Genomic DNA, 14,001 nt, shown 5'->3' with positions numbered 1-14,001 from the left:
CTGCCGCGGGGTTCACCGGAGCTGAACCCCGCGGAGGACTGCTGGAAGAAGCTCAATCAGGTACTCGGTAACCGCCTGTTCGACTCACTGGACGAACTTCAGGATGCCGCGCTCGCTGCACTCGACAACATCAATCCACCAAATATCTTTACGTATTTATGTCCGTGAGTATCAATGTCGCTTATTCCCGCTGTCATTAGGTATGCGGCTGATCATTTCCTCGTGGGTTACGACGTTACTGAATTATAATCTAGATATGAGGTGTTTCTATATAGAGGAGAGTTATTTTAGGCCGAACAGTCGCGCGAACAGACCCCAATTGTTCGGCCGTTCGGCAAACGATATCAACAATCTACGCCACTAACAAGCGTTGGATGGACCGACTCCGAGAGGAGCCGGGCGAGAAAGCCTTGTTCGGCGATGGAAACTTGAGTAGGCTGGCTTCCCGGAGCCCATGTACTTGCAGGTGGGTCGGTATCAATCATCTCGGGGTCAGCCGATATTCGGGAGCCGACGGTGGCCGACGGTCCTGATATCGCGAAGCTACTACAAGGGGAGCCACGAAACCCTTCACAATGGACGAGACTGACAATGCTCCGGCGTCCCAACCGGACCCTGTTGTCGGCGAAAAAGGGTACCTCACTGCCTTTATACAGTGGTTCTACCTCCACGGTAACAGGGGCGTTCTTTCGTTTCTCCTGCTCGGTATCATCTTCGTTGTCTGTCTCCTCATGATCCGCGAGGGGCTAATCACACCCACTGAGGCAGATAATGTCACGGCACTCTCGGGGGCCCTAATCGGTGGCATGCTTCCCTTTATTACCGTGGTACTTGCGATCAATCAGCTTATCCTCTCCGAGGAGTTCGGTACTACCGGTACCTTTTACGAACGTCTCGAAGCCTCCCAGGAGTACCGGCGGACGGTCGGGGACCACACCGGTTACCAGCCAAGTCCGGTCGAGCCTTCTGAATTCCTGCGAATCCTTATCGAGGCAAAGCGCCGGACGGCTCTTGGCCTGCGGAACATTTGTTTGGACGCTTCTCCCGAACTCCATAGGGATGTTGTCGACTATGTAGAGACCACAGCGTCCCGTGATAAGCGTGCGATCAAGCGCCTTGATGACGCCACGTTCGGCTCGTTCGTTGTTATCTCGGTAATCCTCCACTATAACGATTCTTGGCAGCTCCAAGAGGTCCGTCAGTTTCGCTCGGGCTATCGCCACCGCCTTTCCGAGCCCGCCCGACGCCAACTTGATCGCTTAGAAGATCTGCTCCAAGACATTCACGTTGCCCGCCAATACTTCAAGACGGTGTACATGCAACAAGAGCTCGCTGATCTCTCGAAGATCCTGCTGTACGTCGGCTTCCCAACGCTCTTGGGGGGCGCGTTCGTTATCCTCTCCTATCGCAACCTGCTGGCACTGGAGTTACACTCCGCCATCTACATTCTCATTGTCGCCACGACAGTAACGGCCCTGTTCAGTCCGTTCGCCGTCTTACTGTTCTACGTCCTTCGGGTCGCGACAATCGCTCGTCGTACGGCCGCTGATTTCGGCCCGTTCGTCCTCCAACAACAGCTTCCTCAAGAAGACATCGAGACGAGCGACGTTGGCGACTGAGATATGTTACTGTCGGTTTGCTCTGGAACAATCAAGCATCGTCTCGCGGGTCTCTGGTATACGACTCTGACAGAGGTATATCCTATGACGTCTCGGGGCCGATCTCGTCGATCAGCTCGGCCCATAGTAGGAACTGGTGGATGACGACCATGACCACGACCGCAGTGAGGATCATGACGCCGTCCAAGGGCGCCGAGAGTAGGCCAAGGGCAACAATGAGCGTCGTCGCACATGCTGGCGGGTGGCGCAGGTCGGCCGCAAGCATTCCGCCGACGGTGAGCGCGATCGCCATAACCCCACTTCCCGCGAGCCGAAGACCGGCGATCGAGCCCGGCTCAGCAGCGACGATCATTGAGCCGTTCGCGCCGAATAGCCTATAGGCAAGGAGTCCAGCGGCGACACCGATGGCGTGGCCCCCGATCACTCGTTGGGCGTTGCTGGCCTCACTTCGAGGAAACATCGCCAGGACGAATGCCGAGGGGCCGAGGCTCGGAAACAGTGCTGGTAGCCCGGAGAGCCAAGCTGCCAAGGCCGCGACTGTTACAAGGATGGTCGTATGCAGCGTCGTCCCGGTCCTCTTGTCCATGGTTAGTCCCTTCTAATTGAAGTGGTCCCACGATAATATTGGCCGTCAAGACCCGTTATAGCCCCCTTGTCTCATAGAATCACTCTTTCTCGCCCTCAATTTCGGCCAAATCGTCGTAGCGTGCTGATTCCAGATGTTCCGTTTCTCGGAGTACGAAGGGGCCGATCGCCAAGGTTCGCTTAATGATCGTGAGTACCCGGATAACGTATGCAAGCACCACAGCAAATGGTGAGAGGGTAATCACGTACATTGCACTAACGACCATGAAGGCGATATCAACTCCATACAACGTGGAACCAAACAACAACGAGGCATCAAATACAAGCATCATATAGGCGGCAATAGCTAATGCGGGCATTGCACCGTAGAGAACAGCCCGAGAAATGTTGATGATTTCCCATTGCACATACAGTGTTTTGAAATATTCGCGCGCTGGGCCAAAAAATCGCAACGACTCGATTAAATCCTCGAAAGCTTGGTCAGCCTCCGCAGAGAGTGAGTCAGAATACTTCGATCGGAGATTGCGCGCAGCAAATATCTTCCACGAATAGTTGTAGTTGAGCACGGGCAAAAGTACCCCAAACGAACCGAAATCAGCGTTTGTCAGATCGTCACTCACGGTTTGACTGTGTTCTAAAAGTCCGTCGACATAGCTCGTGATCTCCTGGAATTGATCCTCATCCCCGTCAGTGACGATGTCTCTGAGCTCACGTGCGTGCTCGTCGGCCGACTCGATGAGGAGCTTCAGAAAGCGTGATGGTTCTGAAGGACTTACCGCAATTCCTGCTTTTTCTTCTACGTCACGGCGGAACTCGGTTTCATTTCGCATCTGGTCTCGCTGCTTACCGAGAGTGTCGATTTCCTCTGAGAGCACGAACTGGGAGATCGAAAGTACGAGGGTAATACTTGTAATGAGTGCAATGATAACCGACGAGAACAGGGATGTCACCGCGCTCGTCGTAAGGAGCCTACGGATCGAACTTGGTCCAAATATCATTAGTGAAAGAAGCGTCACATATGCAATCCCCGAAAAAACAAGTGTAACGAGCCAGCGGTTCGCAGTGATAAGGAACCATATTTTAAGCCGGCTCTCGCCAGCGCGCCCGCGCATTGTGTCAGCCGGTCGCGTGACGCTTTCATCATCTGCTGTCGATTCACTCATTAGCAACTCACTCGCTTACCTCGTCTAGTCCGACTCATATCAAGACTGACATCATGTTTTCATCGATGGTAACAATTAGTCCTTCCACCAGTGATATCGGTTACCGTGTTTCCAGACGGTACGGTAGGGGCTATGAAAAGCCACCGAATCGTGTCGGACGAACCCCTGTCTCCGATATCAGGTCATAACACTGCTTTCGATTCGATAGGTGCGAACAAGTCGGGAAATTTGACTGATTATTTGCCCTTAGTCCCCACATTCGTGTTATTATACAGATACACTGGATGATCAATATGCGCTGTGTATTCAGTATATCTTCTCCCAAAATAATTATCATCTGATGTATGTATCCATATCACATATATATCTGGATATAATGCGGGAATCAGGGTGACGCGTGCCAGAGGGTTCGTCTCCTACTGCCATCGACTCTCGACTGCCGTGTGGTGGCGCAGCTCAAGGACGCCCGATGCCCGCAATCTTCGGTATTACTCGTTTTCTACCCTCGATTCGAATACTGATGAGCTACCCGAAGCAACTAACCTGGAGAGAGAGAGAGACTGAGGATGAGGCGATGTCCTCATTCACAACTGGTGAGCGTGAAATCGACGATCTAGCGGCCACTGACACTGACGTTGCCCCCTCTACATCGAACGCTTCTCAAGACCCATCTGAGACCGTCCGTACCCTACAGAAGCGTCTCAGCCATGGTGAGATGACTACCACCATCAAAGACGACAGCCAACTGTCCGCGCCTCAACACTCGAAGAAGCATATTTCCCCGATGCCGTGACTGTGGGTCCGACGCCGCTGTCGAAACTCAAGAATGAGAGAACGATCGATAGAAAAGACGAGATGAACAATATCCTCATTCTTCGAATCGATGACATGGCCACCCCGGTTATTGGGCCTGCTCACTGACCCTATCCGTTCGATTGTTTCGGAGGGTCGGATCCCGGTATACGATTTCGTTGTGGACACCTCACAACCCTCCAATGTTCGGGAGTACCTACCCCAGATCTCTTTCGGGTGACCATTCGTCAGATTATAGTGGGCTGGTGTTATACCCGTGGTCGATGACGTACGAAAATCTCGACGCGGAACTTGTGAACGCCCTGTTGGGTGACGGGCGGGCAAGCCTTCGGAGTCTTTCCGAGGACTTGGACGTCTCGGTGACGACCGTCTCAAATCACCTTTCGGATCTCGAAGAGGAGGGTGTTATCCAGGGGTTCATTCCTCGGCTCAATTATGACACGCTCGGCTTCGACGTCACGGCAGTCATCCAGCTCAAAGTCGAAGGAGAGGCCCTTCCCGATATTACTGATCGGCTACGCGACTTCGAGCAGATGACCAACGTTTACGAGGTCACAGGCGACTACGATGTAATCGCTATCGGGCGGTTTCGAGATACGGACGAGATGAACGACCAGATCAAGGCCTTGCTCGCCGATTCCGATATCAACGAGTCCAATACCAGCGTTGTCCTCAACGCTATCACCGAAAACGAGCAGTTCGAACTGACTGTTGAAGACGACTAGGCTATCGGCTTCTCACGGACTTGAGAGGTCCGAGAGACACAGTTCGTTGGATACGGGATTCGCCATCGGCGTCAGGATCATTCTCTCCGGTCGAGACACTGAACACGTAGTCGGATGTAACGCCAGTGAGTTGGGTGTCGTCGGTTCTGACGAAAAGTACAGTTTGCCCGTCCCCTTCGGGGGCCTGGACTACTGTTCCCGTTCGTGAAACTGTGTTCCCTGACCGCGTCGATTCGTATGCAATCTCGACCTCATCACCAGATTCAAACTCGGCGTTCATATTCAGATTTTAGATACGAGGGTTTTATTGCTTTATGTTCGATTATCCACCATTCAATATTAGAAAAACTATCTATCGATTCTACGTGACTACGTACTATATACGTGCTGTAGGCCGTCCAAACGCGCTGATCGATTCGAAGGAGTTAGGAATCCTTCTGAGGAATCAATTGTCGATACCGACATTTTAGCCATTTGTGGATTAATACCATCACTTATTACTTACCACTACTAGTGTATGCTATATCGATTCTTCTTTGTGCGGACATCTTGATAGTTCAGATTAGACTCTCTAAAACCTGACCATCCCTAATTCTTATTAATCATATCCACAGAGAAGATGTGCAGCTATGTCAGAGCACACATCCACACGGAGACGAGTATTACAGGGAATCGCAGCCTCCGGTCTCACGATCGGTTTCATTGGTACGGGAAGCGCGGAGTCGGGAACCACCTATGTTGTCACCGGTGGTTCGCGGCGAAAGCTCAAGAAGGCCGGTTTTTCGGTGACCCGCGAACTCGCGGGGGGTTCCGTAGCGATCGTTTCGGGACCTGCCGACGCCGAGAGCGACCTCAAATCCGTCGGGGGCGTTAGCGGCGTCACTGAGAACTTCGAAGTCGAACTTGCTAACCCGGTCACTGAGGACCACACGACCAAACAAGCATCGTTCACTGAACTCCAGTGGGACAAGGAAATCACCGACACCTTCGAGGCTCACCACTACGCGACTGGCGATGATACGAGAATCGTCATCGCCGATACCGGTGTCGACGGTACTCATCCGGACCTCGCAGGCAACTTCAACGAAGGGCTGAGTCGCTCGTTCATCAATGGCGGCGAGGAGGCCCCCCACATGGGGCCGGCCGGCGGAGATCACGCGACACACGTCGCGGGAACCGCGGCAGCGACCGGCGACGTCGGGATCACTGGCACCGCCCCCGATGCCGAAATCGTTTCGGTGCGGGTGCTCGGCCCTGACAGCAGTTCGTTCGCCGACGTCCTCGCCGGCGCAGATTATGCCGCGGAGATCGGCGCCGATGCAACGAATTTCAGTCTCGGCGCAGGACCGTACCCATCACAGGCCAACAGTGACGGCCTTCGCGTCGCGGTCCAGAAGGTCATGCAGGACGTCGCCCGGCGTGGAACAGTCCTGACGGTCTCGGCGGGCAACAACGAGACGAACCTCCAACAGGGACAGTCCTGTCGGGAGATCACGAACGACGATGGCGAAGTAGTCGATGTGGTCTGTGACAACTGGCACTACGTCCCGGGGACCGTCCAGGGTGTGATGACTATCTCTGCGACCACGCCGAACGATGAACTCGCGTTCTACTCGAACTACGGCACGAACGCGATTGAGGTTGGCGCGCCAGGCGGCGGCTACGAAACCCTGGCAAAGACAGTTGATCCCACCGCCGATGTCGAGTGGCCCTACCCGACGAACCTCGTCTACTCGAGCATTCCTGGAGCGAGCTACGGCTGGAAGGCCGGTACGTCAATGGCGGCCCCGCAGGTCGCCGGCCTTGTCGGACTCGTTCGAGAGCTTAAGCCCGGTCTGAAAGTCAATCAGGTCGAGAACATCATCGCCCACGGGGCAGACCTCGTCCAGGGCCGGAGCAGTCCCGAGTTCGGTGCTGGTCGGATCAACGTTCTCGATACGGTCGAACGTGTCGGCGGTTCCGGTGGGGACTAATAGAATCAGGACCAACGACTACTGGGACTGTTGATCGAAGGCATCATTGACACTCAGTCCGGCGTGAACGCTGAGATTTTCTCACCGTATTGGGGAAATTAGGGTTCGTAGTCCACGATCTGGTCTTGCAGGGCGAACATGTCCTCGATCGAGTTGGACAGGTGAACCACTGGTTGGGCTATCAATCGTTATGTATTCCGTCACGCAGAGATCGAAACTGACTTGCAGTGATATGGGAAAGGAACACTATACTGACCCAAATGCTAGAATTAACGCAGGAGTTAAAGGATTCACCTCCGAGTTCGAAACTTGTTTATATAGCGCTCAAAGATAAAGGTGAATTAACACAAAACGAACTTACTGACGAGACGCGCCTTTCGAAGCGCACGGTTCGCGATGCATTACAGCGACTCGAATCCAGAGGTCTGGTCGAGGAAGACATCTACATTCGAGATGCACGACAGAATCTCTATCTAATCCCGGAATCCGATCGTAATACGTGTGAACCCGACCGGGCCGGGAGTGGTGATGCGACCCGATCGGAATCACATTAGCAGGTCGCACAACCTGATGGGAACATTCTGGAAGGGAAACCAGGTCGTGCATGTGAGTCACACACATGCGGAATTATACGAATTAGGCGAGAAAACCCACGACTTCAGTCGTGGGATGAATCGCCGCACACTGTCCAACTGCCGAAACCGGAAGGTTTGAGTGCCCCACGCCCGTATATTTGTCCGTCGATGCGACGGTCCCTCGTCGCGTCTCGACAGTCCACAAACTGGCAGTTGACTCGATGTTTGCCTCATCAAACAAGTAAGCCCGTGGAACGCAGACCGACGCAAAACAACCAAGTAACTCCGAGTCCCGTGCGCGATAGGAGTAACGGGGGCGTGGCACTCCCACCGGTTCGTCGGACCGGAAAGCCGAAGAGACCAACGAACCGCCCGTTGGCGGGCGTGGGAAGCCCACGATTTCAGTCGTGGGAGCATGTCACCTAACTAAGAGAGGGAGTTTCAATGGTGGGTGATTGTGAGTGATTCAGATGCCAGGTTCGACCGAAGAGCAGGTGAATCTTCCCTGTCTGGTTAGATGTGGCATGGCTGGCAACGCAGTCCTGATTAGGAGATGGGATCCTGCGGACGGTGCACTTTCTTCAACTGTCTCCGAGGAATGCAGAGTTGGATCTGAGTGAGGTACCGTTTCTCCTCATGTAGGGACAAAAGACCCGGTAATTTTATCAGCATCTATAGTGGGGTTTCTCATATGTCCTCGATCGAGCTTACATCGAGTCAGAAGAAGATCCTGCGCACGCTGACGAACCTTCACAGAGAATCCGAAGACACAATCAAAGGCGAGAAGATCGCCGAGGAGGTCAACCGGAATCCCGGCACGATCCGCAACCAGATGCAGAGTCTGAAAGCGCTCCAGCTCGTCGAGGGCGTCCCCGGACCGAAAGGCGGCTACAAGCCGACGGCAACGGCCTACGAGGCTCTCGAGATCCAGCAGATGAACGACCCCGAGTCGGTCCCACTCAAACACGAGGACGAAGACGTCGAAAACGTCATTGTCGAGGAGATCGACCTCTCGAGCGTCCACCACCCCGATCTCTGTCGCGCAGAAGTCCATATTCAGGGCTCGATTACCGATTTTCATGAGGACGACGGCGTTACCGTTGGTCCGACGCCGCTCTCGAAGCTCACAATCGAGGGTCACGTTGATGGGATCGACGAGACGGACAACATCCTCGTGCTCCAAATCGACGATATGGTTGCACCGGCTGAAGACCCTGACTAAACCGACTTTTTCCTCCTTCATTCATCCTATAGGATCGCTTATAGAGGCTGAAGTCTTGATGTGCTCATTATCAACATTGTCACCCCGGGGACCAAACAGATGAAGCACACTTCTAAACTTCATAGAATTTAAATAAACGCCTTACATCCCCACCAAATAGGTATGTTACCGCTTCAGCAGGGAGTGTCCATCAATCCCGAACAGTATATTTCACCGCTTGTGAGCGCGGTCACGACGGTCGTATTATTTGTCGTCGCGTTCGCTCTCATTTATTGGATCGGGAAATCGTTCATGTCCCAAACGGTTGAACGCGGACTCGAACACCGTGATTTCGATCAAACGCTTATCGACCTCGCTGTGAGTACGACCGGGGTAGTGGTCGCTGTTGTAGCGGTCGCATTAGCCGCGACTGTCGCTGGATTCGGTGTCGTTCTGGCCGCGTTTGCAACGTTAGCGGGTGCCCTCGCACTCGCGATTGGCTTTGCGGCACAAGACCTCATCGAGAACTTCGTCGCTGGCGTATTTATTATTCAGGATAAGCCGTTCACAACTGGTGATTGGATTGAGTGGGACGGGAACTCGGGTGTGGTTCGAGAGGTCCAACTTCGAGTAACGAAACTCGATACGTTCGACAACCAGCTTGTTACAGTACCCAATAGCGACCTTGCGGATGCGGCATTGATTAACAACGAGGCAAACGATGAACGCCGTATCTCGGTCGACTTCGGCATCGGCTATGACGACGATATCAAACAAGCCCGCAAAGCAATTATCGACGAAGCGAAGCGTATGGATGGGGTGCTGACCGACCCCGTACCAACGGCTCCCGTGACCGAACTGGGCGACTCGGCGGTCGTACTCCAAGGGCGGATCTGGATCGACACCGACGAGAGTAGTTATGGTCCCGTTCGCGCTCGCTTTATCGAAGCAGTCAAAGAGCGTTTCGACGAAGAGGGCCTCGACATGCCGTATCCCAACACCGAACTCACTGGAGATATTACCGTCTCAAACACCAGTACAATCGAGACGACTGCTGACGACTGACGAAGGGATTTTCGGTTTGTGAGTTAGCTGTCGAAAGTTCGTCATTCCAAGCGTTCGGTCAAAGACTCTCTTTATGTCGATATAGTCGTGCGTATTCCAGAACGAATAGTGACGAGAGAAGAATGTATATAATAACTTTTTGGCATAGTCTTTACTATCGTCGATATGGATGTTCCATTTGCACCCACGACAGGTTAACCTAACAAGTGGGTGTTACGGAGAAGATATGATACCACTGCCAACACCAATCGCGTTTGTAAGTCGTACCGTGTTGCAAATCCAAGTCCCGGATTATCTTCAGGACACTGTGGCGGATATCGTCGGATTCATCCCGGCGATTGTCGGTGCACTCCTCATCCTGCTGATCGGGTGGATACTCGGGCGCATCCTGGGGGGAATCGTCACTCGAGTTCTTGAAGGAATTGGGCTTTCGAGCTATACACGTAATACGCCGGTGGATCGAGACGGTGGAATCGCGAGCGCAATAGGCACATTGATCGCGTATATCGTGTATTTCTACGCTGCACTCGCGGCGGCGGACGTGCTGGGCATTTCGATGTTATCGGAATTGTTCTCGGAGATCGGGGCGTTTCTACCGCTCATCTTTTCGGCAGCGATCGTCCTTGTCATCGGATTTATCATTGGACGGACCGTTGGTGATCTCGTCGCACAGATCGTCGATGGGTTCGGGTTCTCGACGTACGCACGGGGAACTCCCCTCGAAAATATCACTCGCTCCGCCGGTGGGATTGGTAACGCGATCGGGAGTCTCGTCGAGTACTTCATTTATTTCCTCACGGCACTTGCCGTGGCGGACATCGTCCAGATTCCTGCGTTGTCGGAGTTACTGAATGATTTTGCAGCCTTCATTCCGGCACTGATTGGAGGCATCCTCGTCCTGATCGTGGGTGTCTTCCTCGCTGACCGTCTCGAGGAGATCGTAGCGAATACGGATCGGAGCCGCCTGACGTCGCTGGCTGGACTCGGAGTGAAGTTATTCGTCTACTACATTACCATCACGATCGCTCTCGACACAGTCGGGTTTGCGACGGGCGTCCTCACAACGTTCTTCACCGCAGCAGTTACAGCGTTCTTCGGTGCACTGGGTGTAGCGCTTGCCCTCGGCATTGGGATCGGAGTCGGCTGGGGAAGCAAAGACTACGTCGCCGAGAACATTGATCGATGGGTCGCAAACGCACGGGGAAGTGTCTCGGAGCTCAACAACGAACCGGACACTGGGCCGAACGATGAGTTTGACTCATCTGGACCTACTGATGACTGACAAAACGCGAGGACCGAAGAAAGATCGATAGCAAACACGGTCTCTCAATTTCTCAGACGTCCTTGAGTCGCACTGCTACACCCTCTCTCGTAGCGACCGGAAGAATGCTGTTGGGAAGATTTGAGTCGGACTACAGTCCGATGTTGCTGCCACCCATATCGCCCAGATCGAGCTGTGACATCAGCTGTTGGCGTTTTTCTTCGGGCATGTTCTCGATCAGGGTCTGTAGGTCGTCGACGTTGACCTCTTGGGGATCGGGTAGATTGGAACTCATTGATTGAACCTCCACTCTCGCGAGACGACAACAAGGAACTTAATCATTATTGCTTTATCATGCAAGCCCCATCCAATTGTCACCCCACTTCATTTCAGGGATAGAGAGATACCTGCTCGACGGCCGTAGCCGCACAAAATTGTGCACTCATTCTCGATCAGAGAAGTCCGAGGAGAGACGATCGAATCGGTCTTGGGCGGATTCTCGCCGCGATTGGGTCACATCAGGCAGATATTCTGCGGTCTGAAGGGAACCCTCTTCTACTGAAATTTCTAGAACGGCTCCTTCCTGTTGGCCATCCTCTGGAAGTCGTTCGATATTGACATCCAATTGCTCGACAGTCTCGCCGTCTTCTTCCAGTAGCAGCACTGCTATCTGTCCATCTTCGATGCGATCCAGGGTGGCGGTGTATGTCTCACTCATTAGGGTGTTACTGGTGGTGCATCCATATGAATCGGGGGTGCGATCTGCTCTTGGGATTCTTCAGCTGGTTTCTCCTCGAGGAGATCCTCGGCGTCAGTCGAAAACTCGTGTTCGGTCTCGAGCGTGTAGTCTGCTCCATCGCTCGTGAGAACGATCGTTCCATGAACGCCGGTCCAATACGTCTCGATCTCTCGGGCAGCGTACTCCTCAAGAACCGACTCAGAGGGATGGCCGTACTGGGAGTCGTAGGCGCTCGAAATGATGGCTACGTCCGGGTTGACCTGATCCATGAACGGCTGCGTTGAGGACGTAGATGAGCCGTGGTGGCCTGCTTGATACACATCTGATTCGAGTGCGGCCCCATACTCGTCGGTCATCCGTTCTTCGGCGTCAGCCTCCGCATCACCAGTAGTGAGATATGAGAACTCCCCGAACTCGATTGTGAGTGAGATGCTGTTGTACTGTTTGTCCGATCCCGAGTCGCCTGCTGGTGGATTCAAGACGTCGACAGTCGCGTCCCCGAACGCAAAACTATCGCCCTCGTCGACAGTCAGTAACTCGACGTCGTGTGCCTCGATGGCATCGAGATAGCGCTCGTACGTTTGGCTCGTCGCAGTTACACCCGAATCATAGACGGCGCCGATCCCCTCTCGTTCGGTTTCGTAGTGTTCGATGATCGCGTCGTGGCCGCCGATATGATCGGCGTCCGCATGGGTCGAGACGAGATGATCGATTCGCTCTACGTTCTGCTCCTCGAGATACGCAATGACGTCTTCGCCCCCTTGTCGCCAGTCACCGGAATCGATGAGCATCGTCTCCCCTGAGGGTTCGATGATCAGTGTTGCATCGGCTTGTCCCACGTCGATATGATGAATTTCGAGTTCACCATCGACTTCGTCCGAAGGAGCGGTTTCGTTCTCTGAAGAGGATGTTTCATTCTCTGATGGTGGCGTCTGATTGGAGGATTCGTTGTCGTCAGACTCAGCAGGAGTGGAAGTCGTGGTTGTCTCCTCCGTCTCGTTTGTTTCGTTAGAGTCAGGAGGAGTATTGGTGTCTCCCTCATCAGTCTGGGTTGTCGCATTCTGGCCGGCGCTATCCGCACAGCCAGCGAACAGTAACAACACCGCAACAAACACAACGATGACGACCTGCCTCATGGGTGCTGATAGGATGGACTCCCACATGGGCGTTTGGAAAGGGGTGGGTTGATCGTCTGAAACGGCTCGTTCACGTCTCCTCTGACTGTTGAGTTGACCTCTCCGAGTGCCACCTAAGTCGTACCTCATGCGTTGTCTCTTCCTCGCCGTCTCGAACGCCCTCTGCAACGGAAATCGACTCTCGAGGTGTAGTTCGGGGTCCGACCATCGTTTCGTCCGGTTGTCCGATCTCCCCAGAGTGGCCGGTAAGATCGGTCTGGAGCTGCTGGAGATACGCTGCGAGTTCGTCGCGACTCATCTCTGAATCCAGTAGCGTCGGCTCAACGGGAGTGCGAACGATATCGCTTGCCCGGTCAATGACGACAGCGTTCACGACCGCGCCCAGGAGGAGGACAACGCCGCTGAAATATAACCACGTGACTAACAAGAGGATGCTCGCGATCAGATTACTCGAATCACCACTCAGGGAGACGTACACCTGAAACAGCACCTGCAAGACTGCCCAGCCGATGGCTCCGACGAGCGTCCCCGGAAGCACGTCCCGTGGCTCGACGTCGATATCCGGAAACAGATAGTACATCGGGAAGAACGCCACAATGAGACCAACGACGAGCAAAAGTGGGACGACGGCTCCAATGAACGGGATGAACGAAAACAGCGCAACAACGCTGGTTGCCGCAACCATCGCAACGATCCCAAGGGTCAGTGTCAGTAGCATCAACAGCCCCTTTTTGATCTGACCGGTGAACGAGTCTTGAGCAACCGTCTCGTAAATCTCCGAGAACGCGGTATCGATGCCCCGAAACACTTTGAGAGCACCCCAAACGAGTGTGAGGACTCCGATAATGGAGGCAGTGATAGTCGATCCAGCACCGGCGCCCGACTGCTGTTCGATCATCACCTCGATGACGCCACCAACCGATGGAGAAACACTGTCGGTCGTGACCTCGATCACGTCTTGTTGAAGGTCGGGAGCACCGAACGAGACGACGAGAAGCACGAACATGATCAACGGGACGAGTGAGACGAACGCGCTGTAGGCGATGCTCCCCGCGAGGAACGTGACGTTTTTCTCGCTGAACACGCTCTTGACTAGCTTCGCTTGCGAGATGGCCGACTGGCGATCCATACGGCTGGTCTCGTGGT

Annotated in this window: 13 protein-coding genes and 2 pseudogenes; 9 read left to right on the top strand and 6 right to left on the bottom strand. The window is 53.9% G+C overall.

Annotation, left to right across the window (positions count from 1 at the left end; genetic code table 11):
- Nucleotides 1-168 (top strand): annotated as a pseudogene (locus DVH23_RS20335) (IS630 family transposase); the annotation flags it as partial.
- Between the two features lie 407 nt (nt 169-575).
- Nucleotides 576-1,619 carry a hypothetical protein gene (locus DVH23_RS20330; RefSeq protein ID WP_114579208.1) on the top strand — a complete coding sequence of 348 codons (1,044 nt, stop codon included), beginning with the start codon at nt 576-578 and terminating at the stop codon, nt 1,617-1,619.
- Between the two features lie 82 nt (nt 1,620-1,701).
- Here DVH23_RS20330 and DVH23_RS20325 read toward each other — a convergent pair whose 3' ends face one another.
- Nucleotides 1,702-2,205: an HPP family protein gene (locus DVH23_RS20325; RefSeq protein ID WP_114579207.1), complete on the bottom strand. Its 504-nt coding sequence runs from the start codon at nt 2,203-2,205 to the stop codon at nt 1,702-1,704.
- A 79-nt stretch (nt 2,206-2,284) separates the two neighbouring features.
- Nucleotides 2,285-3,367: a hypothetical protein gene (locus DVH23_RS20320; protein WP_114579206.1), complete on the bottom strand. Its 1,083-nt coding sequence runs from the start codon at nt 3,365-3,367 to the stop codon at nt 2,285-2,287.
- Nucleotides 3,368-4,150: 783 nt separating this feature from the next.
- On the opposite strand from DVH23_RS20320, the pseudogene DVH23_RS24760 reads away from it, so the two are divergent.
- From DVH23_RS24760 to DVH23_RS20280, 7 genes and pseudogenes are all read left to right on the top strand, one after another.
- A pseudogene (locus DVH23_RS24760) lies at nt 4,151-4,288 on the top strand (TrmB family transcriptional regulator); the annotation flags it as partial.
- 155 nt (nt 4,289-4,443) lie between these two features.
- Nucleotides 4,444-4,905, top strand: a complete 462-nt coding sequence (lrp, locus tag DVH23_RS20305; protein ID WP_114579212.1) for an HTH-type transcriptional regulator Lrp — start codon at nt 4,444-4,446, stop codon at nt 4,903-4,905.
- A 629-nt stretch (nt 4,906-5,534) separates the two neighbouring features.
- Nucleotides 5,535-6,878, top strand: coding sequence for a S8 family serine peptidase (locus DVH23_RS20300; protein WP_114579204.1), 1,344 nt, complete (start codon nt 5,535-5,537; stop codon nt 6,876-6,878).
- Between the two features lie 260 nt (nt 6,879-7,138).
- Nucleotides 7,139-7,432 (top strand): winged helix-turn-helix transcriptional regulator, encoded by a 294-nt coding sequence (locus tag DVH23_RS20295; protein WP_114579203.1) that lies wholly within the window; start codon nt 7,139-7,141, stop codon nt 7,430-7,432.
- Nucleotides 7,433-8,144: 712 nt separating this feature from the next.
- Nucleotides 8,145-8,675: an Rrf2 family transcriptional regulator gene (locus tag DVH23_RS20290; RefSeq protein ID WP_114579202.1), complete on the top strand. Its 531-nt coding sequence runs from the start codon at nt 8,145-8,147 to the stop codon at nt 8,673-8,675.
- Between the two features lie 162 nt (nt 8,676-8,837).
- Nucleotides 8,838-9,719: a mechanosensitive ion channel family protein gene (locus DVH23_RS20285; RefSeq protein ID WP_114579201.1), complete on the top strand. Its 882-nt coding sequence runs from the start codon at nt 8,838-8,840 to the stop codon at nt 9,717-9,719.
- A 226-nt stretch (nt 9,720-9,945) separates the two neighbouring features.
- Nucleotides 9,946-11,001, top strand: a complete 1,056-nt coding sequence (locus DVH23_RS20280) for a phosphatase (RefSeq protein WP_114579211.1) — start codon at nt 9,946-9,948, stop codon at nt 10,999-11,001.
- Between the two features lie 130 nt (nt 11,002-11,131).
- Here the strand turns inward: DVH23_RS20280 and DVH23_RS23845 are convergent, their stop codons facing one another.
- The 4 genes from DVH23_RS23845 to DVH23_RS20265 form a co-directional block, all read right to left on the bottom strand.
- The gene (locus tag DVH23_RS23845) at nt 11,132-11,275 is read right to left on the bottom strand and encodes a hypothetical protein (protein WP_157972521.1); all 144 of its coding nucleotides are present in this window, start codon (nt 11,273-11,275) and stop codon (nt 11,132-11,134) included.
- Between the two features lie 147 nt (nt 11,276-11,422).
- Nucleotides 11,423-11,698: a DUF3006 domain-containing protein gene (locus DVH23_RS20275; RefSeq protein ID WP_114579200.1), complete on the bottom strand. Its 276-nt coding sequence runs from the start codon at nt 11,696-11,698 to the stop codon at nt 11,423-11,425.
- A complete protein-coding gene (locus DVH23_RS20270) occupies nt 11,698-12,855 on the bottom strand; it encodes a ComEC/Rec2 family competence protein (RefSeq protein ID WP_114579210.1) in 1,158 nt (385 codons plus the stop codon). Before DVH23_RS20270 ends, DVH23_RS20275 begins: the two co-directional genes overlap by 1 nt.
- A gap of 70 nt (nt 12,856-12,925) precedes the next feature.
- Nucleotides 12,926-13,984, bottom strand: a complete 1,059-nt coding sequence (locus DVH23_RS20265) for a YhjD/YihY/BrkB family envelope integrity protein (protein WP_114579199.1) — start codon at nt 13,982-13,984, stop codon at nt 12,926-12,928.
- Nucleotides 13,985-14,001 lie beyond the last annotated feature (17 nt).

The sequence above is a fragment of the Saliphagus sp. LR7 genome (assembly GCF_003344565.1).
In the GTDB taxonomy this organism is placed as follows: Archaea; Halobacteriota; Halobacteria; order Halobacteriales; family Natrialbaceae; genus Saliphagus; species Saliphagus infecundisoli.
This window is presented reverse-complemented; position numbering and strand designations above follow the sequence as displayed.